The sequence below is a fragment of the Gordonia hankookensis genome (assembly GCF_014673215.1).
GTDB lineage: Bacteria > Actinomycetota > Actinomycetes > Mycobacteriales > Mycobacteriaceae > Gordonia > Gordonia hankookensis.
In genome coordinates this window covers 38,474-62,358 of sequence record NZ_JACWMS010000005.1, presented here as the reverse complement: position 1 = coordinate 62,358, position 23,885 = coordinate 38,474, and the positions used below count along the sequence as shown (strand labels likewise).

20 protein-coding genes and 1 riboswitch are annotated in these 23,885 nt (G+C 67.2%); of the genes, 9 read left to right on the top strand and 11 right to left on the bottom strand.

Going from position 1 to position 23,885, the window contains the following annotated elements:
• Positions 1 to 3: 3 nt before the first annotated feature.
• From gcvP to secA2, 8 genes are all read right to left on the bottom strand, one after another.
• A complete protein-coding gene (gene gcvP, locus IDF66_RS20775; protein WP_190268439.1) occupies positions 4 to 2,901 on the bottom strand; it encodes an aminomethyl-transferring glycine dehydrogenase in 2,898 nt (965 codons plus the stop codon).
• Between the two features lie 164 nt (positions 2,902 to 3,065).
• Positions 3,066 to 3,166: riboswitch (glycine riboswitch) on the bottom strand.
• A gap of 101 nt (positions 3,167 to 3,267) precedes the next feature.
• Complete coding sequence (locus IDF66_RS20770) at positions 3,268 to 3,915, bottom strand: MerR family transcriptional regulator (protein ID WP_164309898.1); 648 nt, start codon at positions 3,913 to 3,915, stop codon at positions 3,268 to 3,270.
• Positions 3,916 to 4,163: 248 nt separating this feature from the next.
• The gene (locus tag IDF66_RS20765) at positions 4,164 to 4,670 is read right to left on the bottom strand and encodes a bifunctional nuclease family protein (protein ID WP_190268438.1); all 507 of its coding nucleotides are present in this window, start codon (positions 4,668 to 4,670) and stop codon (positions 4,164 to 4,166) included.
• Positions 4,671 to 4,796: 126 nt separating this feature from the next.
• Positions 4,797 to 5,522 carry a transcriptional regulator FtsR gene (ftsR, locus tag IDF66_RS20760; RefSeq protein ID WP_455428763.1) on the bottom strand — a complete coding sequence of 242 codons (726 nt, stop codon included), beginning with the start codon at positions 5,520 to 5,522 and terminating at the stop codon, positions 4,797 to 4,799.
• A 4-nt stretch (positions 5,523 to 5,526) separates the two neighbouring features.
• Positions 5,527 to 5,982, bottom strand: a complete 456-nt coding sequence (gene garA / locus IDF66_RS20755; RefSeq protein WP_164309949.1) for a glycogen accumulation regulator GarA — start codon at positions 5,980 to 5,982, stop codon at positions 5,527 to 5,529.
• Between the two features lie 400 nt (positions 5,983 to 6,382).
• On the bottom strand, positions 6,383 to 6,787 hold the full coding sequence (gcvH, locus tag IDF66_RS20750) for a glycine cleavage system protein GcvH (protein WP_190268437.1): 405 nt from the start codon (positions 6,785 to 6,787) through the stop codon (positions 6,383 to 6,385).
• Positions 6,788 to 6,898: 111 nt separating this feature from the next.
• Positions 6,899 to 7,495 carry a CDP-alcohol phosphatidyltransferase family protein gene (locus IDF66_RS20745; protein ID WP_164309950.1) on the bottom strand — a complete coding sequence of 199 codons (597 nt, stop codon included), beginning with the start codon at positions 7,493 to 7,495 and terminating at the stop codon, positions 6,899 to 6,901.
• Between the two features lie 41 nt (positions 7,496 to 7,536).
• On the bottom strand, positions 7,537 to 9,975 hold the full coding sequence (gene secA2, locus IDF66_RS20740; protein WP_190268436.1) for an accessory Sec system translocase SecA2: 2,439 nt from the start codon (positions 9,973 to 9,975) through the stop codon (positions 7,537 to 7,539).
• Between the two features lie 282 nt (positions 9,976 to 10,257).
• Between secA2 and IDF66_RS20735 the strand changes: the two genes are divergently transcribed.
• The 5 genes from IDF66_RS20735 (at position 10,258) to IDF66_RS20715 (ending at position 14,517) form a co-directional block, all read left to right on the top strand.
• On the top strand, positions 10,258 to 10,812 hold the full coding sequence (locus IDF66_RS20735; protein ID WP_190268435.1) for an META domain-containing protein: 555 nt from the start codon (positions 10,258 to 10,260) through the stop codon (positions 10,810 to 10,812).
• Positions 10,813 to 10,904: 92 nt separating this feature from the next.
• On the top strand, positions 10,905 to 11,897 hold the full coding sequence (locus tag IDF66_RS20730; protein ID WP_190268434.1) for a malate dehydrogenase: 993 nt from the start codon (positions 10,905 to 10,907) through the stop codon (positions 11,895 to 11,897).
• Positions 11,898 to 11,994: 97 nt separating this feature from the next.
• A complete protein-coding gene (gene ppk2 / locus IDF66_RS20725; protein WP_164307840.1) occupies positions 11,995 to 12,831 on the top strand; it encodes a polyphosphate kinase 2 in 837 nt (278 codons plus the stop codon).
• Positions 12,832 to 12,882: 51 nt separating this feature from the next.
• On the top strand, positions 12,883 to 14,208 hold the full coding sequence (locus tag IDF66_RS20720; RefSeq protein ID WP_190268433.1) for a polysaccharide pyruvyl transferase family protein: 1,326 nt from the start codon (positions 12,883 to 12,885) through the stop codon (positions 14,206 to 14,208).
• Positions 14,209 to 14,220: 12 nt separating this feature from the next.
• Positions 14,221 to 14,517 carry a DUF503 domain-containing protein gene (locus tag IDF66_RS20715; protein WP_164307842.1) on the top strand — a complete coding sequence of 99 codons (297 nt, stop codon included), beginning with the start codon at positions 14,221 to 14,223 and terminating at the stop codon, positions 14,515 to 14,517.
• Positions 14,518 to 14,525: 8 nt separating this feature from the next.
• On the opposite strand, the gene IDF66_RS20710 is transcribed toward IDF66_RS20715, so the two are convergent.
• Together IDF66_RS20710 and IDF66_RS20705 are read right to left on the bottom strand one after the other, a co-directional pair.
• On the bottom strand, positions 14,526 to 15,092 hold the full coding sequence (locus IDF66_RS20710; protein WP_190268432.1) for a mismatch-specific DNA-glycosylase: 567 nt from the start codon (positions 15,090 to 15,092) through the stop codon (positions 14,526 to 14,528).
• Positions 15,093 to 15,111: 19 nt separating this feature from the next.
• Entirely contained in the window at positions 15,112 to 15,477 is a 366-nt protein-coding gene (locus IDF66_RS20705) for a VOC family protein (protein ID WP_190268431.1), read from the bottom strand.
• A gap of 69 nt (positions 15,478 to 15,546) precedes the next feature.
• Here IDF66_RS20705 and IDF66_RS20700 point away from each other — a divergent pair, with 69 nt between their 5' ends.
• The 4 genes from IDF66_RS20700 (at position 15,547) to poxB (ending at position 22,718) form a co-directional block, all read left to right on the top strand.
• Positions 15,547 to 18,738: a BTAD domain-containing putative transcriptional regulator gene (locus tag IDF66_RS20700; RefSeq protein WP_190268430.1), complete on the top strand. Its 3,192-nt coding sequence runs from the start codon at positions 15,547 to 15,549 to the stop codon at positions 18,736 to 18,738.
• Positions 18,739 to 18,919: 181 nt separating this feature from the next.
• On the top strand, positions 18,920 to 20,353 hold the full coding sequence (locus tag IDF66_RS20695; RefSeq protein WP_190268429.1) for an FAD-binding oxidoreductase: 1,434 nt from the start codon (positions 18,920 to 18,922) through the stop codon (positions 20,351 to 20,353).
• Positions 20,354 to 20,380: 27 nt separating this feature from the next.
• The gene (locus tag IDF66_RS20690; RefSeq protein ID WP_190268428.1) at positions 20,381 to 20,779 is read left to right on the top strand and encodes a PIN domain-containing protein; all 399 of its coding nucleotides are present in this window, start codon (positions 20,381 to 20,383) and stop codon (positions 20,777 to 20,779) included.
• Positions 20,780 to 20,981: 202 nt separating this feature from the next.
• On the top strand, positions 20,982 to 22,718 hold the full coding sequence (gene poxB, locus IDF66_RS20685) for a ubiquinone-dependent pyruvate dehydrogenase (protein WP_190268427.1): 1,737 nt from the start codon (positions 20,982 to 20,984) through the stop codon (positions 22,716 to 22,718).
• 17 nt (positions 22,719 to 22,735) lie between these two features.
• Here poxB and IDF66_RS20680 read toward each other — a convergent pair whose 3' ends face one another.
• The gene (locus tag IDF66_RS20680; protein WP_190268426.1) at positions 22,736 to 23,800 is read right to left on the bottom strand and encodes a fatty acid desaturase family protein; all 1,065 of its coding nucleotides are present in this window, start codon (positions 23,798 to 23,800) and stop codon (positions 22,736 to 22,738) included.
• Positions 23,801 to 23,885 lie beyond the last annotated feature (85 nt).

Sequence of the window (23,885 nt, the reverse complement as noted above, 5' to 3'; positions counted from 1 at the left end):
CTCTCAGCTGCTGAACGCCTCGATCGGTGGGCAACTGCACACCAGATTCCGGTCACCGAAGGCGTTGTCGATCCGTCGCACCGCAGGCCACACCTTGGCCCGTCCGCCTGCCGACGGAAGTACCAGCGGATACACCGCGAGTTCTCGCGAATACGGATGATCCCAGTCCCCGACCAGCGCCTCGGCGGTGTGCGGAGCTCCCCGCAACGGGTTGTCGTCGACGGACCATTCGCCCGAGCCGACCCGGTCGATCTCGGTGCGAATGGCGATCATCGCCTCACAGAACGCATCGAGTTCGTCGAGATTCTCACTCTCAGTCGGCTCGACCATCAGTGTCCCGGCGACCGGGAAACTCATCGTCGGAGCGTGGAAGCCGTAGTCGGCCAGGCGTTTTGCCACGTCGTCGACGGTCACTCCGGTCGCCTTGGTCAGCTGGCGCAGATCCAGGATGCACTCGTGCGCGACGAACCCCTCGCCGTCGGTTCGCGCTGATTCGCTGCCGCGGCCCGTGTAGAGCACCGGAAAGTGGCCGCGCAGCCGGCGCGCGATGTAGTTGGCCGACGCGATCGCCGTCAGGGTGGCGCGGCGCAGACCGTCCGCCCCCATCATGGCGATGTAGGCGTAGGTGATCGGCAGGATCGACGCAGAACCGTAGGGGGCGGCCGAGATCGTGCCCTCCGACGGCAGTTCGTCGGCAAGGGGATGACCTGGCAGGAACGGCGCGAGATGCGCGCGCACGGCAACCGGCCCGACCCCTGGTCCTCCTCCCCCGTGCGGGATGCAGAACGTCTTGTGCAGGTTCAGGTGGCTGACGTCACCGCCGAACCGGCCCGGCCGGGCCACTCCGACAAGCGCGTTGAGGTTGGCGCCGTCGACATAGACCTGGCCACCTGCGTCATGCACAGCCGCGCAGATCTCCTCGATGTCGTGCTCGAAAACACCATGGGTGGACGGATACGTGATCATGATGGCCGCCAGCGCGTCCCGATGCTTCTCGATCTTGACGCGCAGGTCGTCGACGTCGACGTCGCCGTTCTCGCGGCATCCGACGACCACCACTCGCATCCCCGCCATCACCGCAGATGCGGCGTTGGTGCCGTGGGCGCTCGACGGGATCAGGCAGACGTCGCGGTCCGCCTCGTCCCGGCTGCGGTGGTACCGACGAATCGCCAGGAGGCCTGCGTACTCGCCCTGGGAGCCGGCGTTCGGCTGCAGGCTGACCCGGTCGTAGCCGGTGATCGTGACCAGCCAGTCCTCCAGCGTCGTGATGAGTTCACGGATCCCGGTGGTGTCGGAGGCCGGCGCAAACGGATGTAGGCGTGCGAACCCGGGCCAGGTGACCGGTTCCATCTCCGCGGTCGCATTGAGCTTCATCGTGCACGACCCGAGCGGGATCATGCTCCGGTCGAGCGCGATGTCCTTGTCGGACAGCGCACGCAGGTACCTCAACATCGACGTCTCGGTGCGGTAGCGGTTGAACGCCGGGTGCGTGAGGAAGTCGCTCTGCCGTGTCTCGATCGGCTGCGCGAACGAATGGCGCCGAACCCCTTCGGCACTGAACGCACGCAGCACAGCGGCCAGGTCGGCGTCGGTGGTCGTCTCGTCGCAGGCGATGCCCACCGAGTCCGCGTCGATCCGCCGCAGGTTGATGTCGCCGTCGCGTTTGGCGTTCGCGACGATCGCGTCGGCCTGGCCGGGTGCGCGCACCACGATGGTGTCGAAGAACGAGGAGTGCGCGATCGAGAAGCCGGCGACCGTCAGGCTGTCGGCCAGGAAAACCGCGCCGTCGTGTACCCGCCGGGCGATCGCGCGCAGACCGTCCGCGCCGTGGTAGGAGGCGTACATGGCGGCCATCACGGCGAGCAGCACCTGAGCTGTGCAGATGTTGCTGGTGGCCTTCTCCCGTCGGATGTGCTGTTCACGCGTCTGCAGTGACAGCCGATAGGCGAGGTTGCCGTCGGCGTCCTTGGAGACGCCGACGAGCCGTCCCGGCAACTGTCGCGCGTGGGCGGAGTGCACCGCCAGGTAGCCGGCGTGCGGACCACCGAATCCCATCGGCACGCCGAAGCGCTGAGTGGTGCCGAAGCACACGTCGGCCCCCTGTTCGCCCGGAGGCGTGATCAGCGTCAGCGCCAGCAGATCGGCCCCGACCGAGACCAACGCGCCGCGATCGTGCGCGGCCGCGATGATCGGCGCGACGTCGAGGATCCGGCCGGATGCGCCCGGAACCTGGAGCACAACGCCGAAGAAGTCGCCGTCGGGCAGGCCGCATCCGGGCAATGACGGATGCAACGACGCCTCGATCAGTTCGATCCCGAGCGGCTCGGCCCGTGTGTCGAGCAGAGCGCGCGTCTGCGGGAACAGATCGGCGTCGACCACGAGGCGCGGTGAGCGGGACTTGCCCGAACGACGCATCAGGGTCATCGCCTCGGCGGCGGCGGTCGCCTCGTCGAGCATCGACGCGTTGGCGACCTCCATCGCGGTGAGGTCGGCGACCATGGTCTGGAAGTTCAGCAGGGCCTCGAGTCGTCCCTGGCTGATCTCCGGCTGATACGGCGTGTAGGCGGTGTACCAGGCCGGGTTCTCCAGCACGTTCCGCAGGATGACCGGCGGGGTGAAGGTGTCGTGGTAGCCGAGCCCGATCATCGATCGGGCGACCACGTTGCGCGACGCGAGTTCGGCGAGGCGGTCGTGCACATCGTGTTCACCGATGGCGGGCGGCAGTGCGTGCAGACCGTTGGCACCCGGGTCGTCGGCGATCACGGACGGGACGACCCGCTCGGCGAGTTCGTCGAGTGAGGAGACCCCGATCTCGGCGAGGATGCGGTCGGTCTCGGCGGGATCGGGACCGACATGGCGGTCGATGAAGGTCACCGGATCGGACGCGGAAGTGGCGGGCATGACAGGTCAACCTCTCGGCGGTCTGCGGCCCTCCCCCTCTGTCATATCCGGGGATCCGCAGCACGGATGCCAGACGCCTGAGAGATTCGGTCGTTCCGGGACACCGGAGCGGCCTTTCACCGTGGGCGGGCCCGGGTCTCCCCGGGTCACTTTCCAGAGACGCCGTCAACACCACGGTCCTGGGTGCCTGAGAGTTTGACGAGGAGGTGTTGCTCCTTCGGCGGCCACCCCAACCCGATCGGTGGCGCTCTCCCGTGACGTAGCGACGCCCACCCAGTATACGGGTGGGCGAATGCTCTGCAGCTCAACCCCGGCGGCTGCTCTGCAGTTCAACCCCGCAATGGGGCTGCCGGGGCTGTCGGCAGGTCAGCCGGTGCGGCGGGTCCGGTTCTTACGACGCGCCGCCAATTCGTCCTCCGGGGCGGTCTCGGTCACACCGCCGTCGGCCCGTTCACCCGGGAAATCGGCGATGGTGCCGGTCAATTCGCGCATCGCTCCGCTCACCGCGATCCCGAAGACACCCTGACCGCCCTGAAGCAGATCGACGACCTCCTCGGCAGAGGTGCACTCGTAGACGGTCGTCCCGTCGGAGAAGAGGGTGATCCGGGCGAGATCCTCGACGCCACGCTTGCGGAGATGATCGACGGCGACACGGATGTTCTGCAGTGAGATCCCGGTGTCGAGGAGACGCTTGACGATCTTCAGGACCAGGATGTCCTTGAACGAGTACAGACGCTGACTACCCGAACCGGCGGCCCCCCGGATCGACGGAACAACCAGCGAGGTGCGGGCCCAGTAGTCGAGTTGCCGATAGGTGATGCCGGCGATCTGGCACGCACTCGGCACCCGGTATCCGACCAATTCGTCGGGCACCGTGTCGTTCGGGAAGAGGCCCGGAGCGATGTCTTCCAGACTGCCCTGCGTCGCGGATCGGGTACGGGCGTTCTCGGCGGCACCGTCAGGTGCCGCATCCGTCGGTGACGTCACTCCGTCGTCGAACGGCTTATCGCCCACTGCAGACTCCCTCGCAACGTCTGGACCGACTCGACAGGCTCCGAACCTCGAAGAGCGGCCTCGAGGACTGCTTCAACAGTACGCGCCTGACGGACGATCATCCTCCGTCCCCGCCGAAAACGGGCGACGTGTGAACGGTAGGTCGGGCGGGAGTCGCAAATCAACGCGACGCGCGGTGCAACCTCAACCTCAACTTGAGATCGAGCAAACGGTGACCCCACGGTGTCCGTTCCGTGACCAAATGGGACTCAGGCGCCGCCGCTCGCCTTGAAATCATCCGGTGAGACGTTGTCGAGGAATTCCTTGAATTTCTCGACCTCGTCCTCTTTCCCATCGCCCGGTTCGCCCTCGGTGCCGTCCTCGTCCGGAATCAGCAACCCGGCCTCGGTCAGCACATCCTCCTCGGCGACGATCGGCACTCCGGCCCGCATCGCCACGGCGATGGAATCCGACGGACGCGCCGACACCCTCAGGTCGTCCGCGAAGACCATCTCCGCGTAGAACGTGCCCTCCTGCATGTCGACGATCCGAACCTCTTTCAGGGTTCGCCCGAATTCGGTGATCAGGTTGACGATCAGATCGTGCGTGAGCGGCCTCGGCGGTTCGATGCCCTTCTGCTGCAAGGCAATCGACGCCGCTTCACTCTGCCCGATCCAGATCGGTAGGTAGCGTTCGCCTTCGACCTCGCGCAGCAGCAGTACCGGCTGGCTCTGTGGCGGCTCGACCCGAATGCCCACGACTCGCATTTCGCCCATCTAGCACCCGCTTCCTCGTGATCGCCAGGACACTACTCGACAGCCCCGTTAACCACGTCCCGGCGCCGTATCGATGTCAACGACGCTACACCGCGTCACGCGGCCGCGACGTGAGTCGCGGACCCATCAGTCCAGTACGCCCCGGACCGCAGCCTTGACCAACTGGGTGTGCAGGGTCACCGACAGCGCCGCGATCTCCCGGGCCAACTCCTCGGCCCGGTCCCGGGCACCCGTGCCCTTGCCCTTGGCGATGGGATTCGCGATCTGCGCAACCAATCCGGCCTCACGATCCGCGGACACCTTGAAGGCGCGGAGGTGACGCGTCTCCACGCCGTAGTTCGCCAACGCGGCGGCGGCCTCCACCAGACGGACCGCATCCTCGTCGAAGAATCCCGCAGGCCCCGGTGTCAGCAGCCCGTTGCGGAGCAACTCCGTCACGAACGCCGAGTCGACCCCGGTTCGCTCGATCAGCGTCTCCCGCGATACCCGACCGCCGCGCGAACCGAAATCCGTGGCCGGGGCGACCGCGTTGCGGGCAGCGGACAACAACCGGGTGCCCCCGGCGCCTGCGCCTCCCTCACCGCGATCGATCGCCTCGAGTTGCTCCTTGATCACCTTGAGCGGCAGATAGCGGTCACGCTGGGCGGTCAGGACGAACCGCAGCCGCTCACAGTCGTTCGTACTGAACCTGCGATAGCCCGACGGCGCGCGTTCGGGCGTGATCAACCCCTCGGACTCCAGGAACCGGATCTTCGAGATCGTCACGTCCGGGAAGTCCTCACGCAGCAGCGCCAGGACAGAGCCGATCGACATCGACCCTTCTCCGTGCTGACCCGCCGACGATGCGGTCACGAGGTCAGGCGCCCGCTTGGCCGTCGCGCGGGCCGCTGAGGAAGACCAGGCGGAACTTGCCGATCTGCACCTCGTCCCCATTGCTCAGCTGCGCGGTGTCGACGGGTTCCCGGTTCACGTAGGTACCGTTCAGGCTGCCCACGTCCACCACCTGGAATTCGTTGTCGCCAAGGCGGAATTCCGCGTGGCGGCGGCTGACGGTCACGTCATCGAGGAAGATGTCGCTGTCCGGATGCCGACCCGCCGACGTGGTCGCCTGGTCGAGCAGGAATCGTGAGCCCGCATTGGGGCCACGCTTGACGACAAGCAACGCCGTGCCGGGCGAGAGCCTCTCCACCCCGGTGTCGGCAGGTTCACTCGAGGCGGTCGCTCCGGAATCGAGTTCGGAGATGAACTCCTCCCGGAAAACCGAGGTGGTTTCCACCGGTGCCTCAAGATCCTTGTCGTTTTCGCTCACCACTTCTCCTTCGTCTGTCTCGGTGCCCGTAGGCGTCGTCGCGCCCACACCTACCGGCCCCGAGCGGCCACGCGAACCGCGCCACCGGGCTTTCGATGTCGATGCATCTTCTTCTGCCTTCGAACGTCCGGCTCGCCGCTTCTCATCGGCACTCGAACCGGTTCTGCTGCAGTAAACCGTACCGTGTTGCGCGGCCGCCGCACGGGCGGTCGAGTCGACCAGGACACCGCCGATGATAGTCGCAGCGCCCCGATCCGCCGGTCGCTGACGATCCGTGTTGTCGGGTTGTCGTGCTCGGTCGGCCTCACCAGAGAATGCCTTTCGCAGTTCACGGCACCCTGGCGTCCCGCAATGGTCAGTTCTCGCGTCCCGCGACGGTCAGTTCTCGCGCGTCCCGCGACGGTCAGTTCTCGGTGACGGCGCGGTAACCGTCGGCGTCCAAGGTCTCCGCCAGTGCCGAGTCGAGCGCTGCCTCGTCGGCGAGGGTGATCTCGACGAGCCAGCCGGACCCGTACGGATCGGAGTTCACCAGTTCAGGGGTGGTCTCCAACTCGGTGTTCACGGCCGACACGGTCCCGTCGAGCGGCCCGTAGATGTCCGACACGCTCTTGGTGGACTCCACCTCCGCGAACGACTCGCCCTTCTCGACGGCATCGTCGGCGCCGGGCAGCTGGACGAACACCACATCGCCGAGCGCATCCTGCGCGAAGTCGGTGATCCCGACCCGTACCGTCGTGGGCCCGGTCCGCTCCACCCATTCGTGCTCGGCCGTGTAGCGCAGGGACGGCGGCACATTGGTCTCGCTCACTGTCGCACCTTTCTTGTCGGAGGCGGCAAAAAAACTTCGAACTACTTCAAACGGAGGACATTAGGTCATCGGCGGCCGCCGTGTGGGTCCGGCCGCCGGAAACGGCATCGGTCATCTGACGCGGGGCATCCGGCGGACGACCAGCACCGTCTGATACGCGTACAGCAGGAAGGACCACAGGTACAGGCCGACGCCCCAGATCATGAATGCCCAGCCGATGGGATAACAGATCGTCCCGACGACCGAGTCCAACTGCCCGGCCAGCAACCAGGGGAACGCACTCATCAGCGCAAAGGTGGCGGCCTTCCCGATGTAGAGGACCGGCAGCGCGACGAGTCCACGCGATCTCAGCAACGGCGCCGTGGCGAACAGCGCGACGTCACGGGCTATGACGACGCCGATCAACCACCAGGGCAGGAACTCGCGCAGGCCGAACGCGATCGGGATGATCACGATGTAGAGCCGATCGGCGGCCGGATCGAGGAGTGCCCCGATCCGCGACGACTGGTTGAGCCACCGGGCGAGTTTCCCGTCGGCCCAATCGGAGAACCCCGAGAACATCAGGACGGCGAACGCCCATCCGTCGGCCTTCTCGAACAGCAACAACCACACGAACACCGGGATCAGCGCCAACCTCAGCACGCTGAGCGCGTTCGGTAGGGTCACCACCCGGTCCGACCCGTCGGACAGTTCGTCCGGCGGGTCCACCGAGTCGCGCTCTGCCGGCACCTCCGAGCGCCCGCCGGAGGTCACCGGAAGATGCCGATGATGCCCTGGAGGGCTTTCGCGCCGCCCGACGAGAAGAGGTTGTCGTGGACCATGTAGGTCCAGGTGGTGGTCGAGCGGTGCAGATCCGCGGTCCCGAGGTCGACGCCATCGTTGGTGATCGTCGCCTCCCGGAACGTCTTGCGGGCGTTCTCGACCGCCTCGCCGGGCAGCGTCGAGAACTCGTCGAGGATCAGCTTGTGGAACTCGTCGAGCGGGCTCTCCTTGCCCAATGACCGGAGATGGATGCTCGCACGTACGTCGGACACGAACGCGAGATGATCGGCCCACGCCCGGTCGAGGTGGAAGAGCATGATCTCACGCGCCGCCTGGGTGAGGACCTCTTTCTCGACCGGCTCGGTGACCGGGGCCGGCGCTGCAGCGTCGTCGGCCCCAGAAGCAGCAGAATCGTCTGCTTCGGTTGCCTCGCCGCGTTCGGCGGTCGCCGCGTCGGCCTTCGCATCGTCTGCGTCGGCCGTTTCCGTCGCCGCCGTGGTCCCGGTCAGCTCGGCATACCGGGTGGGTTCTTCGGCAGCCAGTTCGTCGAGGGCCACATCGCTGGTCAGGAGCTCCATGCGACGCTTTACGACGATGTCGCGCTGCTGATTCACGAGCGTGTTGTAACGCCACGTGTTGGCATGCAGTTCCAGCATCACGCCCTCGGCGATGCGCTGCGCCTGCTCGATCAGATCGATGCCCTTGGCACCCATCGAGCCGTCCTCGGCCTGCGACACCGGATCACGCTTGAATGCGAGATTCTTCGTGACCACCGGATCCTCGAGGCTGGAGAAGAACACCGAGCGACCCGGATCGCCCTGGCGACCTGCGCGGCCGCGCAACTGGTTGTCGAGACGCTCGGTGTCGTGTCGTCCGGTGCCGACCACACAGAGACCGCCCAGCGCCACGACATCGTCTCGAGCCGACTCGTCGTCACCGGACCCGCCGAGGCGGATGTCGGTACCGCGCCCGGCCATCTGCGTCGAGACCGTCACCGCGTCGCGGGCGCCCGCCTCGGCGATGATCTTCGCCTCCTGGGCGTCGTTCTTGGCGTTCAGCACCACCGGCGAGACCCCGGCCTTGTCGAGGAAGTACGCGAGCTCCTCGGATTCCGCGACGTCGTGGGTGCCGATGAGAATCGGCTGCCCGGTCTCGTGCACCTCTTTGACGTACGCGACGATCGCCTCGACCTTGTTGGCCTTGGAGTCGTAGACGCGATCGGCCTCGTCGATCCGGATGTTCGGGGTGTTCGGTGGGATCTGTGACACCAGCAGGTCGTAGAACTGACGGAACTGTTCACCCGCGGCGAGCGCCGTGCCGGTCATGCCGCAGACCCTGGGATACCTGCCGATGAGGGCCTGCACGGTCATCGTGTCGATCACCTCACCCGAATCCGTCTGGCTGAGGCCCTCCTTGATCTCGACCGCGGCCTGGACACCGTCGGGCCACCGCTGCAACTGCGCGACGCGCCCACGCGAGGCGTTGATCAGATGCACGCCGCCGTCCCGGACGATGTAGTGGATGTCGCGCTCGAGCAGGTACTGCGCGTGCATCGCCACATTGACGTGGACGAGCGTGCTGCCGACATGGTCCTCGTCGTACAGGTTGATTCCGCCGAGTTCTTCCTCGACGAACGCCGCGCCGTCGTCGGTGAGGGTGACATTGCGCCCCTCGGTGTCGACCTCGTAGTGCTTGCTCTTCATCCGGGCCACCACGTCGTGGATCGCCTGATCCGGCGCCTCGGCCTCGGTGGAACCGGCGAGCACCAGAGGCACCAGCGCCTCGTCGACGAGCACCGAGTCGGCCTCGTCGATGATCGCGACGTCGGGTGTCGGCGACACCAGATCGTCTTCGGACAGCGCCAGCTGATCGCGGAGAACGTCGAAGCCGATCTCGTTCACGGACCCGTAGGTGATGTCGGCGGCGTACGCGGCCTTGCGCTCGTCCCGGTCCGAATTCTCCGACACCGCCTTCGCCACGATGCCGAAGGCGGTGAACAGGGGTCCCATCCACTCAGCGTCGCGGGTGGCCAGATAGTCGTTCACCGAGATCACGTGGACGTGGTGCCCTTGCAGGACGTGTCCGATCGCGCCGATGGCACCCGCCAGGGTCTTGCCCTCACCAGTGGCCATCTCGACGATGTCACCCTCGAGCAGACGGAGCGCACCCTGCAACTGGACGTCGAACGGGCGCATGCCGAGGGTCCGGTCCGCGGCTTCGCGGGCGAGCGCCAGGAAGCGCGCGCGGTCGTCGGAACTCGCGCCGATGTCGAGCTTCTCCGCCTCGGCGGCGAACCCGTCGTCGTCGAGTCCGCCTGCCCACGCCGTGTGTGCGTCCGCATCCTTGATCAGCGACACGGACTTCGACTGATTACGTGACGACTGGGAGCCCAGGAGTCGCCACATGCTGTTCGTCAGCTTTCCCACCGAAACACTTCTCCTGACTCGCGCCTGTCGGGCATGCATGTGTACTGGTCGTGGCACCAATTCTCGCAGCACCGACGTCAGACTCCGGTCGTGCCGAAACGACCATGGTGCCCCGAGGTCGCCGTCCACGGTACGCGTCGCCGATCGCGCCACCGTGCTGAACCACCTGCGGTGCGCGACGAGGGTCCCGCGATCATCGGCACATCACCCACGAGTCGCATACCGCCGGTCCGATCACTCGGCTAGGTTTGGATGACGGACCCCGTCCCAGGAGAAGTGGCCATGAATCCGATCGATCATCCCACCCCACGACGCGGGCCGAACCCCGGAATCGGTGGTTCGGCGCGACCTCGTCCGATCCGTGCCCGTCGGGCCGTGATGCTACTGCTCACCAGCGTGCTGCTGACGTCGATGCTGTCCGCGTTCGGAATCGCCGCCGCGTCGGCCGCACCCGCACCCGCGCCGATGCCCCGCCCGCTCCCCCAGACCCTGCCCGGCGCGCTCGTCGGCAAGTCGTACTCGTCGGTTGCGGTCCTCGGCGGCGTCATCCCGGGTGGCGGCCCGATGACCGTGCATCTCGAACGCCCGGATCGGATATCACTCAGCGCAGGCTGCAACCGACACCTGGGAACCGCGACCATCTCGAGTGATCAGGTTCGGATCCACACCCTCGTGTCGACCCGAATGGCCTGCCCCGGACCACGCTCGGGAGCCGATCAGTGGCTGAAGACCTTCACCTCGGTGCCGCTGACCTGGCGAGCGTTCGGCCCGGTGCTCGTCCTCTCGAGCCCCCGGCAGACCGTGGCGCTCGTCGAACAATCCGCTCTCCCCCGCTGAGCCGCCCCCACGCTCATTCCTCCCTGCCTGCCTGCCCCTCCTTCCCTCAACACCTTTCCTTCCCTCAACACCGCCGACCCGCGAAGGTGCTCATGCCAACGACCCCTCCCGCCGTGGTGACCGTCACCGGCGCCGCGGGAAACATCGGTTACGCCGCACTGTTCCGGATCGCCGCGGGCGCCATGCTCGGGCACCATCAACCGGTTCGGCTCCGCTTGCTCGAACTACCTGGGTCGTTGCCTGCCGCGGTCGGTACCGCGATGGAACTCGACGACGGCGCGTTCGAGCTGCTGACGTCGGTGGACATCTTCGACGATGCGCGGGCGGCCTTCGACGGCGCCGACCACGCGCTCCTGATCGGCGCCCGCCCGCGCGGCAAGGGTATGGAGCGGGCCGACCTCCTCGCGGCCAACGCAGCGATCTTCGCCGAGCAGGGTGCGGTGCTCAACGACGTTGCCGCCGATGACCTCCGGGTCATCGTGGTGGGCAACCCGGCCAACACCAACGCCGCGATCGCCTCCGCGCACGCACCGGACATTCCCTCCGACCGGTTCACCGCCCTGACCCGCCTCGATCACAACCGCGCCATCGCCCAGCTCTCGCATCACACGGCATGCCCGGTTCGGGAGATCAGCCGGGTCTCGGTGTGGGGCAATCATTCGGCATCGCAGTATCCCGACATCTTCCACGCTCGCGTCGGTGATCGCAGCGGTGCCGAGATCGCCGAAGACCGTGCCTGGCTCGTCGACGATTTCATCCCGACCGTGGCGAGACGTGGCACCGCGATCATCGACACCAGGGGCGCCTCGTCGGCGGCGTCGGCCGCCAACGCCGCCATCGACCATGTACACGACTGGGTGTTCGGCACGCCCGAAGGCGACTGGACATCGGCGGCGCTCCCGTCACCCGGCGTCTACGGCGTACCGCCGGGACTCGTCTGTTCGTTTCCCGTCAGGGCAGTCGACGGGCGATGGGAGATCGTCGAGGGTCTCGACATCAACGACTTCTCCAGGGCACGCATCGACACCTCGGTGGCCGAACTCGCCGACGAGATCGCGGCGGTCGGAGATCTGTTACCCGCCTGACCGATTCACAACGCCCCGAACGCCGCCCGAGCGCGCGCCACCCGCGGGTCGGTTGATCTGCGGGGTGGCGCCGCCGAACCACCGTTAAGCTCCATCCATGGCGAAGAAGGCGAAAGAACACGAACGTCCCGCGAAGATCCCCAACAAGGTCTACGAAGCCGAACTCTTCCGCCTGCAGACCGAGCTGGTCACGCTCCAGGAATGGGTTCGGAGCACCGGCGCCCGCGTCGTGGTGATCTTCGAGGGTCGCGACGCCGCAGGCAAGGGTGGCACCATCAAGCGGATCACCGAGTACCTCAGCCCCCGGGTCAGCCGCGTGGCCGCATTGCCCGCGCCCACCGATCGCGAACGCGGACAGTGGTACTACCAGCGCTACGTGGCACAGCTGCCCGCGCCGGGAGAGATCGTCCTGTTCGATCGCTCGTGGTACAACCGCGCAGGCGTGGAGAAGGTGATGGGGTTCTGCACCCCGGCCGAACACACTCGATTCCTGCGCCAGACCCCGATCTTCGAACAGATGCTGATCGACGACGGAATCCTGTTGCGCAAGTATTGGTTCTCGGTCTCCGACGAGGAGCAGCTCAAGCGATTCCGCTCGCGCCTCAACGACCCGGTCCGCCAGTGGAAACTCAGTCCGATGGACCTCGAGGCGGTCTACCGCTGGGAGGACTACTCCCGGGCCAAGGACGAGATGATGGTGCACACCGACACCGCGCTGAGCCCCTGGTATGTCGTCGAATCCGACGTCAAGAAGCACGCCCGCCTCAACATGATCTCGCACCTGCTGTCGACGATCGACTATGAGGACGTTCCCCTGCACAAGGTCGAACTCCCCAAGAAACCCATCGACTCCGGCAATTACCGCCGGCCACCGCGATCGCTGTCCAAGTACGTCCCGGACCACGTGGCAGCGCTGCTGGGCGGCGATCACTGACGCACTCCGGCTGCGCCGACGATGTCGGTGGGTAACATCCCCTGAGTGCAGATGCCCGGTCTTCCCTCGGCCCTCCGCGCCCGCTTCCGCATCGGAGCCGGCAACGAGGACGGTGACGACGAGATCATCTATCTCATCGCGCCGTCCGGACACCCGAATTACGGCGACGAGCTGATCGCACTCGCGTGGTTGCAGTACCTGGCCCGGGCACGCCCGCACGCACTGGTCGTCCTCGACTGCCACAGCCCGGGGCAGACCTCGTTGCTGCTGCGAGGCGTACATCCCGGGGCGGTCTTCGTCGACACCCTGTGGCAGTTGGCCGAATACGCCGCCGACACCACGCGAACCGATGGCCCCGATCCGACGACGCCCTGGACGTGGGTCGCCCAGGCCGCCACGACGTTCGGGCCCGCCCCCCGCCTCGCCGAAGGTGTGGACGTGTTCCGCCGTGCGTCGTCGGTCCACCTCCTGGGCGGAGGTTACGTCAATCAGGTCTGGCCGCACCATGTCTCGCTCGTCGCCGCCATCGCCGAACTCACCAGGATGACGGGTGTACCCTCCTACGCCACGGGGCAGGGGCTGATACCTCTGCTCGACGAGCCGGCGTGGTCGGTGCTGACCGATGCCATCGGGGCGTTCACCGTGTTCGACGTCCGGGACGAGGCGTCGGCGCAGGCATTGTCGGGGATCGGGGCCCGGCGCCACACCGGCGACGATGCCTGGCTGGCCGTCGGCGAGGGCGACGGCACCCACACGGTCACCGACGTCGACGATCCTGACACGGTCTCCGACGTCGACGACCCGACACGGCCGCCCCGCCACCCGGAGGGTGTGACGCTGTGTCTGCAATCCGATCTCACCGACGACTTCGGGGCATTCGGGTCCACCGGCGTCGATGCATTGACCCGATTCATCCGCGCCACCCTCGACGCCTGGCAGGTCCCCGCCGAGGCGATCACCGTGGTCGAGGGCATTCCAGGAGGTGACCTGGAGGTACCGACCAGACTCGGCGACCGACTCGACGGCGCCACCACGGTGCCGTTCATCGACGTGTGGCGCAAAGGCCTGACGGTCGGGCGGGGCGATGCCTGGATCAGCACCAGATTCCACCCGCACCTGGTCGCGGCAGCCGCAGGCGACCCAGGCGTCGCGGTGGTCACCCGCCCCGATTATTACGCGACCAAACACGAATCGCTGGTTGCCGCGGGTTCACGCTGGACCGTCGTCTCCGGGACGGAGACGATACCCGACCGCCCGACCGCAGGCGGCTTTCCCGAGGACGCGCGAGACCGCGCGGTCGCCTTGAAAAAAGCGCTGGCACAGAGGATCTATCCGAGGCGTGGTCGCCGGTCGGGAGATCTTCGTCTCCGTCGGTAGTATGGTCCGACGATGTGGATCGGTTTTGCGGAGTTCGATTACCTCCTCGGTGATGTGCACTCGCTGAAGCACAAGCGGTCCATCGTGCGACCGATCGTCGCGGAGATCCGCAGGCGGTTCTCCGTGTCGGCAGCAGAGGTAGGACATCTCGACGCCCACCGTCGCGCGGTGATCGGTGTGTCCGTGGTGGCGCCGGACCGCACTCACGTGATGGACGTCCTCGACGAGGTCGAACGCTGTGCCGCGGGCCGACCCGAAGTCGAGTTGTTGTCGGTCCGCCGGCGTGTCATCGCATCCACCGACGTGTGAGTCGCCCCTCAGTCGAGTACGCCGGCTTCCCGGGCGGCACGCGCGTACGCCGTCGCCAGCGAGTCGACCGTCTCGTGGGCGTTCAGTCCGCTCGGGTTCGGCACCACCCACACGGCCACACCATCCCACGTCTGTGCCTGGCGCCCGGCGACCGCACGGCGCAGACCGAACGCCGACCGGTACGCGGTGATCCCCGCGACGGCGACGACCGCAGGCGCCACCCTGCGCACGGTGGCACGCAGGCGCTCGCCACCGGCACGCAACTCGTCTGTGGACAACTCCGCGGCCGTCGCGGTCGCCCGTTCCACCACATTGGTGATCCCGATTCCACTGCTGCACAGCAGGTTTCGATCGGCGTCGGACATACCTCCCGACGCATCGACAAGCCGGTCGACGATGCCCGCGCGGTAGAGAGCCGGATAGAACCGGTTGCCCGGGCGGGCGAAGTGTGCCCCCACCGCCGCTGTCCACAGTCCCGGGTTGATGCCGACGAACAGCATCCGGCAATCGTCGCCGATCAGATCCGGAACCGTGACCCCACGACAGGCGAGCAATTCCTCACGGGTGAATCCCATGTCGACCGGGCCTCGCCGATCACGATTCGGACGCGGTCCGCGCACCGGACACGCAGAACTGGTTGCCGTCCGGGTCGGCGAGGGTCACCCACTCCAAGCCGGGCATCGCGCGTTCTGCGACCTTCGTGGCGCCGGCGGCGACCAACCGATCCACCTCGGCGGCGAGGTCGTCGGTGGACATGTCGAGGTGAAGCCGGTTCTTTCCCGGTGTGGGGTCATCGACCTTCTGAAACGCCAGCAGAGGCTTGCCGACGCCCGCCGAGACCATCACGAAGAATCCTTCGTTCTCGGCGAGAATCGAGCCTCCGATCTGCTCGGACCACCAGTTCGCCAGCGGAACCGGATCGGTCGTGTCGACGGTGATCATTTCCAGAGAGACGGCCACGTCACCAGGCTAACCCCGCACCCTGTCGATCCGGGGCGGCATGCCGTGATCCGGTTTAGACTCTCGCTGATGGCCCGGCTCACGTATTCGGTACTGGGCGGCCTCGGCGCGCAGATCGATTCCGAGACCGTCGAACTCGGCACGCGCAAGCAGCGGGCGGTCCTGGCGCAGCTGATTCTCGCCGACGGCGACCCGGTCAGCACGGATCGACTCATCGACGGCATCTGGGGCTCGGCGGCTCCCGACCGTGCGGAAGTCTCTGTGCAGGCGTACATCTCCGGGTTGCGCAAGGCTCTCGAGCCGGACCGCAGGCCGCGCACCCCGTCGATGGTGCTGGTGACCCGCGGCCCCGGATATGCCCTCGTCGCCGACACCGAGGACGTCGACGTCCGACAACTCACCGGCCGGATCGCGCACGCACACGCTCTCCATCGTCGGGCCGAATCCGCGGCCGCCGCAGAAGTCCTGCAGACGGCGCTCGCGCAGTACCGTCCGCTGCTACCGGAGTTGGAGGGGCTGCCCTTTCGCGATGACGCGGCTGCCCATCTCGACCGTACGATCGAGGAGGCACAGAAGTTCTCTTACGACGTCCGGCTCTCGCTCGGTGAGCACAGGTCCCTCGTCACCGACCTCGAGCAGGCGGTCCTGCGCTCCCCCCTCGACGAGGGTCTGCGGGTGCTGCTGGCCACCGCCCACTACCGGCTCGGCCGTCAATCCGATGCACTGGCGGCACTTGCCGATGCGCGCCGGATCCTCGCAGACGAGGTCGGTGTGGATCCCGGACCGGCGCTGCGAGCTCTCGAACGCGACATCCTCGATCACGCCCCGTCACTGGATCCACCCACCACGGTCCCCGTGTCGGCCACGCCGTCGGCCCCCCAGCACGGTGCCGCGGCCCGTGCCCCCGAGCACACAGCCCCCGAGCACCATGCCGAGCCTGCCCAACGGCGCGACACCGCACTTCCCGAGAGCCTGATCGGGCGCGTCGACGAACTGGCAGTACTCCATCGGGCGGTCCTCGGGTCACTGCACGGTCCAGGTGGAATCGTCGTAGTGGAAGGCGAGCCGGGCGCAGGCAAGACCGCGCTGCTCGACGCCGCCGCCGGGCGGGCGGCCGCGGCCGCCGACCTCACCGTGCTCTGGGGACGCTGCACCGAAGACGGCGCGGCACCGTCGATGTGGCCGTGGGTGCAGGTACTCGGTGCCGTTCTCCCCGAACTCCACGACGCGCAGCGCGCGGAGCTTCTCGACAGTGACCTCGGCCGAATGGTCACCCAGGGCGCGACCGTGATACCCCCGCCACGTGAGATGCCCGACGCAACAGCCAGATTCCGCTTCTACGATCAGGCCGCCGACCTACTCGAGGGTGTCGCGCGGTCGCACTTGTTGATCATCGTCCTCGACGACCTCCAATGGGCTGACAGCGCGTCGCTCGAACTCTTCGCCCACATGGCTGCTCGGCGCGCGCCCGGAGTCACCTTCTTCGCGTCGGTCCGCTCCGTACCGCGGCGGCCCGCGGTCACCAATGCGCTCGCCACGCTCGCCCGGCTGTCGGAGCACCGCAGGATCGAGGTCGGACCGTTGTCCGACGACGACATCTCGGAGATGGTCCGCCGCGAGACCCGGGAGTGGCCTGCGGCCGGCACGGTGGCCTCCATCGCGACACGGACCGGTGGCAACGCCTTCTTCGTGCGGGAACTGTCACGTATCCTCGCCGACCGCGGAACCATCGGCAACGGCGCGGTGCCCGCCGGGGTTCGAGACGTCGTCCGGGAACGTCTGCGGCCGTTGCCCGCGTCCACCACCGACATCCTTGATCTGGCCGCCGTGATCGGCAGACGGGTGGACATCACGCTTCTCGCCGCGGCCGCCGACCGGACCGTGGACATGACGCTCGAAGCGCTCGACCTGGCCGTCGTCGCAGGTGTGGTCGATGTCGACCCGGCCGATCCGTTCGTCGTCACCTTCGACCACGACCTGATCCGCGAGACGATCGTCGACGACATCCCGACCACCCGGGCCTACCGGCTCAACCTGTCGGTCGCCGACGAACTCGAGACCGGCGGCCAAGCAGCCCGGCTCGCCGGCCACCTGTGGGCGGCAGGGCCGCTGGCTGATCGTGTCCGGACTGCTCGAGCCCTGCTTGCGGCCGCGCGAATTGCACTGCGCAGCTTCAGTTTCGACACCGCGGAGCAACAACTTGGCGACGCTGCGGGTCTCGCCCGGGCGGCCGGCGAGCACGAACTGGAACTCGACGCCATCACCACCCTGCTCGCCACCGATGTCGCCCGCAACGGCTACTTCGCCGCGGATGCCGAACTCCTCCGGCGCGCACGCGAGCTCGGCGAGGCATCCGGAAACGCCGCACTGCTCACCCACCTCGACTACGCGCGCTTCGCCGCGCACTCCCAGCTAGCCGACATCCGTAAGGCAGGTCGAATCGCCGACGACCTGCGCACCCGGGCGCGGCAGTCGGACGATCAGGTCGTCCGGCACCTCGGGATGCAGGCCGCGGGCATCGATCTGTTCGATCGCGGGAACATCGGCGACGCGTTTCGGATACTCGAGGAGTACGCACCGATCGACATCGGCGTCGACGGCCTGCAGAGCGACCAGATGATGATCGCGCGGGGCTTCCGCGCACTGTCCACGACGCTGCACGTCGACGCACGGGCCGGACGCATCGTGTTCGAGGAGATAGACACCGTTCCCGACGAACCGACGACCTATCTCGGGACCGCGATCTTCGCGGTGACAGCTGCTGCCCTTGCAGGCGACGTGGACTGGGCGCGCGACGCCGGTGAGCGACTGCTCTCCGCCCCGACCCACAGCGCGCTCGAGTATCTGCGGCACGGCGGCGAGCGGCTGTACTGGTGGTCGCGCGCCCTCGGTGATGATCCCGAAGAGGCCCTCGATCGCATCGAACGGCTGGCGCCGACTGCCCGGGGGCAGCGTACCGGGCTCGGACTCTGGTTCGCCCTGCATGCAGAGGCACTCGTCGCAGCAGGCACGCTGGACCGCGTCCCGGCTCTTCTCGAGCAGGCCGAGAACTTCGCCCGAACCACCGGACAGCGCTATCCGGACGCGCATCGGCTCCTGGTGTGCGCCGAGTATCAGCACGCCGCCGATCACCCGGCGGGCGCGGTCCAGGACATGCTCCGTGAGGCACGCCGAGTCGCCGCCACTCAGGAGGCGACCGCCCTGGTCACCCGGATCGACGCCTTCGCCGCCGACCACGGCTACACGTCGTCACCTCGCTGAACCGGCACAGACACCGACACCGCACTGAGACGCGCCGCTGAGCGGGCAATTGCGCACACTCGACCCAGATCCAAGTCGGTTCCAAGTGACCTTCAAGCGCCTGCGACGAGAGTTCTTCACATCCGGTACACCGGACCCCCGACCCGCGCCGGCGACGCCGGCACACAGTGAGGAACCATCCATGACGATCCAGACCACCTCCCCGTCCCCCACCGGTGATTCGGACCTGACCGTTCGCGCCCGTACGTCGGTGCTCGCCGACCTGGCCGACCGCATCTCCGGCGCCGTGCACGGCCCCGACGACGCCGGCTACGACGCCGCACGCTGCGGTTTCAACCTGTTGTCGGATCATCGGCCCGCCGTGATCGCCGTGCCGTCCAACCGCTTCGACGTCGCCGAAGCGGTCCGCTTCGCGGCCGCCGAGGGACTGCGCGTCGCGATCCAGGCGACGGGTCACGGCCCCGGACCGTCGGCCGACGGTGCATTGCTGATCAACACCTCCGAGATGACCGACGTGAGCATCGATCCCATCGCACGAACCGCCACGGTCGGCGCCGGTGCCAAATGGGCCCCTGCGCTCGAGCAGGCACAGCGTCACGGCCTCGCCCCGCTTCTCGGGTCGACCACCGACGTCGGGGTGGTCGGCTACACCCTCGGTGGTGGCTTCGGCTGGCTCGGACGCAAGTACGGACTCGCCTCGGATGCCGTGCGATCGTTCGACCTGGTGACCCCCGACGGCAATCCGCTGCGGGTCAGCGCCACCAGCCATCCCGACATCTTCTGGGCCCTCAAGGGAGGTGGCGCAGGCAGCATCGGAGTGGTCACGGATGTGGTGATCGACCTGTTCCCGGTCACGACGGTCTACGCAGGCAATCTGCTCTACTCTGCCGAGGATGCCCCGGAGATCATGCGGAGATTCTCCGAGTGGGCCCCGGATCAGTCCGAGGATCTGACGTCGGCGGTGACGCTGATGAACTTCCCGCCTCTCGACATCGTGCCGGAACCCTTCCGCGGCAAGAGTTTCACCATGATCCGCGGTTGCTGGTCAGGCGACCTGGACCTCGGCAGGTCCGTGATCGACGAATGGCGGAACTGGAAGACGCCCGAGGTCGACATGTGGGCAGAGATGCCGTTCACCGCAGCGGACGCGATCAGCATGGACCCGACCGATCCCGTACCCGCGATGGTGACGACCGAATGGATGGACGAACTGACCGGCGAGGCCGCCGACATCCTCGCGTCCCGGGTGCTCCCGAGCCCCGGTGCGATGCCGCTGATCCTGTTCGCCGAGATCCGCCACGCCGGTGGCGCCGTGTCACGCGGGGCGGCGGCCTCGCCGAACGACCGAGGACGCGACGGCACATTCCTGCTGGAGCTCGCCTCGATCGTGCCCGACCCGCAGCTCGCGCTGGCCGTCGAATCCGCGTTGCGCCTCACCCGGGAGGCGTTGGCTCCGTTCGTGACCGGTGCGGCCTACTTGAACTTTCTGGAGGGCGAGGAGAAGTCGGAACGCTCCACGAGCGCGTTCAGCGAGGCCAATCGGCGGCGGCTGGCCGCGATCAAGGCTGCGCTCGACCCGGAGAATCGGTTCTGCCATGGTGTCTCCCTCGTCTGAGGGCGTGCGGTGTGGCTTGATGGAACCATGAACTCGGCCACCCCTGGGATCCCGGTGATCATCGTCGATGCGGCCAACGTCGTCGGATCGGTCCCCGATGGCTGGTGGCGTGACCGGCGCGGAGCGACCGAACGGCTTCGCGACCGGCTGTCGGGGCTCGCCGCCACCGGGATGTCCCAGGTCGACGGCCCGGTCGCGGTGGTGATGATCGTGGAAGGGCAGGCGCGGCAGGTGGCGTCGTCGGCCACGGTGACCACGGTCCCGGCATCGGGCTCCGGGGACGACCGCATCGTCGAGTTCGTCGCCGAACACCCCGATCGGCGACGGATCGTGGTGACCGCCGATCGTGAGCTCCGCCGGCGGGTGCAAGCCCTGGGCGCGGAGGTGTTCGGCCCGTCTGCACTCTCGGCGGACGGGACCCGTTAGGTCGCGGACCGCAGATCACGCACCTGGGGGATGTGCTCGGTTCCTGTGCGGCGAGACGTCACGATCACTGACCGTCCACGGTACTCACGTCATGTGCCCGACACCCCCGAATTGCTCGGGTAGCATCGGCCGAGGGGGCGTAGACGGGGGCCGAGAGAGAACGACCGACCATCGTCGCGCTCCCTGCCGAAAGGACAAGCCCATGGCAACAACCTTGGCGGACAACATCATCGAGTCGTTGAAGAACTCCGGGGTCAGCCGCGTGTACGGCATTCCGGGCGATTCGCTCAACGGTTTCACCGACGCCCTACGCCGCGACGGCACCATCTCCTGGCAGCACGCACGCCACGAGGAGGGTGCGGCCTTCGCGGCAGCCGCCGACGCAGCCCTGACCGGCGATCTGGCGGTCTGTGCGGGTAGTTGCGGCCCCGGCAATCTCCATCTCATCAACGGGTTGTTCGACGCCCACCGCAATCGGGTGCCGGTACTCGCGATCGCGGCACACATCCCGGCACCCGAAATCGGCAGCACGTATTTTCAGGAGACCCATCCGGAGCGGCTGTTCGTCGAGTGCAGCGCATTCTGTGAGATGGTCAGCACTCCTGAGCAGTTGCCGCGTCTGCTCGACATCGCGATGCGAACCGCCGTCGAGACCAGCGACGTCGCCGTGCTGGTGATCCCGGGCGAGATCTTCTTGGCGAAGGGCACGAATCGCCGTGCGGGAGCGCCGATCCGCCGAGTCGACCGGGTCGTCGCACCCACCGACGACGGGTTGACCGCTGCCGCAGGCATTCTCAACAAGGCGCAAGCGGTGACCATCCTGGCCGGAGCGGGCGTCGCCGGGGCGCACGACGAGGTGGTCGAGCTGGCCGGGGCGTTGCAGGCGCCGATCGTCCACGCGCTACGCGGCAAGGAGTTCGTCGAGTACGACAATCCGTACGACGTCGGGATGACCGGACTGCTGGGCTTCTCCTCGGGCTATCGGGCCATCGAGAAATGTGATGCCCTGCTGATGCTGGGGACCGATTTCCCTTACCAGCAGTTCTATCCGTCCAAGGCCACCATCATCCAGGTCGACATCCGCGGCGAGCAGATCGGTCGGCGCACCCCGGTCGATCTCGGCCTGGTGGGCAGTGTCGCCGACACCATCCCCCGGTTGGCACCGTTGATCGACCGCAACCGTGGTTCCGACCACCTCCGATCGGCGCGCCGCCACTATGTGAAGGCTCGCGAGAGCCTCGACGAACTCGCCGATAACGACCGCAACCGGCAGCCGATCCATCCTCAGTACCTGGCCCGGCTGATCAGCGACCTGGCGAGTGACGACGCGGTCTTCATCCCCGACGTCGGGTCACCGGTGGTGTGGGCCGCGCGATATCTGAGGATGAACGGCCGACGCCGACTCATCGGGTCGTTCTCGCACGGCAGCATGGCCAATGCGGTGTCGCAGGCAGTCGGTGCGCAGTCGGCGTACCCGGGGCGTCAGGTCATCGCGCTCGCCGGCGACGGCGGGCTCACCATGCTGCTCGGCGAGTTGCTGACGATCACCCAGAACAAGCTGCCCGTGAAGATCGTGGTGTTCAACAACTCGTCACTCAACTTCGTCGAGGTGGAGATGAAAGCCGCCGGTTTCGTGAACTACGGGACACAGCTCGACAATCCGAACTTCGCCGAACTCGCCTCCGCGGTGGGCATCTTCGGACGTCGGGTCGAGCAGCCGGACGATCTGACCGGCGCGGTCCGCGCGTTCCTCGAGCACGACGGACCTGCCTTGCTGGATGTCGTGACCGCCCGGCAGGAACTCTCGATCCCTCCGACGGTGACCGCAGCACAGGCCAAGGGCTTCACCCTGTACGCCTTGCGCACCGTGATGTCCGGTCGCGGCGATGAACTCGTCGACCTGGCGGAGACCAACCTGTTCCGGCGACTGTTCGACTGAGATGCCGACCGCCGCGATCAGCGGTACGTCTGGACGAGCGGACACGTGAACGGGTCACGCTCACCGAGGCCCACCTGGTTCAGATAACGGAGGACGATCGCATAGGAACCCACGAGCGACGTCTCCGTATAGGTCACCCCGTGACGCGCGCAGTGGGCGCGAACCAGCGGCTGCACCTTGGCCAGGTTCGGCCGCGGCATACTCGGGAACAGATGGTGCTCGATCTGGTAGTTGAGCCCGCCCATCATGAAATCGGTGAATCGGCCACCCCGGATGTTGCGCGACATCAGCACCTGGCGCCGCAGGAAGTCCACCCGCATGTCCTTGGGTACCAACGGCATCCCTTTGTGATTGGGCGCGAAGGAGCCGCCGAGCAGTAAGCCGAACAGGGCCAGGTGGACGACGATGAATGCGACCGCGATCGGCAACGGCATCAGCACCAGCGGCAGGACCATACCGAACAACAGCCGGCCCACGATCAAGGCGAGTTCCAGCGCGCGATGCGCCACCGGCGCGCGCCCGATCAGCCCCTGGATACTGGAGATGTGTAGAGCGACACCCTCGAGTGTCACCAGCGGGAAGAAGAGCCATCCCTGGTGCCGCGTGAACCAGCCGCTGATGCCGGCGCGGCCCTCCGCGTCGGCAGGCACGAACGCGATCGGTCCGGGTTCGATGTCCGGATCGACACCGATCTGATTGGGCGCCTTGTGATGTCGGTTGTGCTTGGCCCGCCACCAGTGCAGCGACAAACCGGCGAACGCACCTGCGACGATCCGGGCGGTCCACTCGTTGGCCGACGCCGATGCGAACATCTGGCGGTGTGCTCCGTCGTGTCCGAGGAAGCCGAACTGCGTGCTGATCACGGCCAGCGCCGCTGCGAGTGCCAGCTGCCACCACGAATCCCCGATCATCACGACGCCCGCCCAGACCGCGACGAAGGCGGCGATCGTGGCGGCGATCCGTATGACGTAGTAGGTGCGCCGACGTTCGAGGAGACCGGTGTCGCGCACCTCGGCCACCAGATCCGAGTACGAACTGACGAATCGGTTGCGGGCAAGGGTGGGACTGTTCGAGTTCGACACGATGCGCCTCGTTGCTTTCTGCTCGGAGCCTTGGCGCCACGGAGGGTCGGTCCGTGAAGGGGCGCGGTACGAGAGTCACGACCAG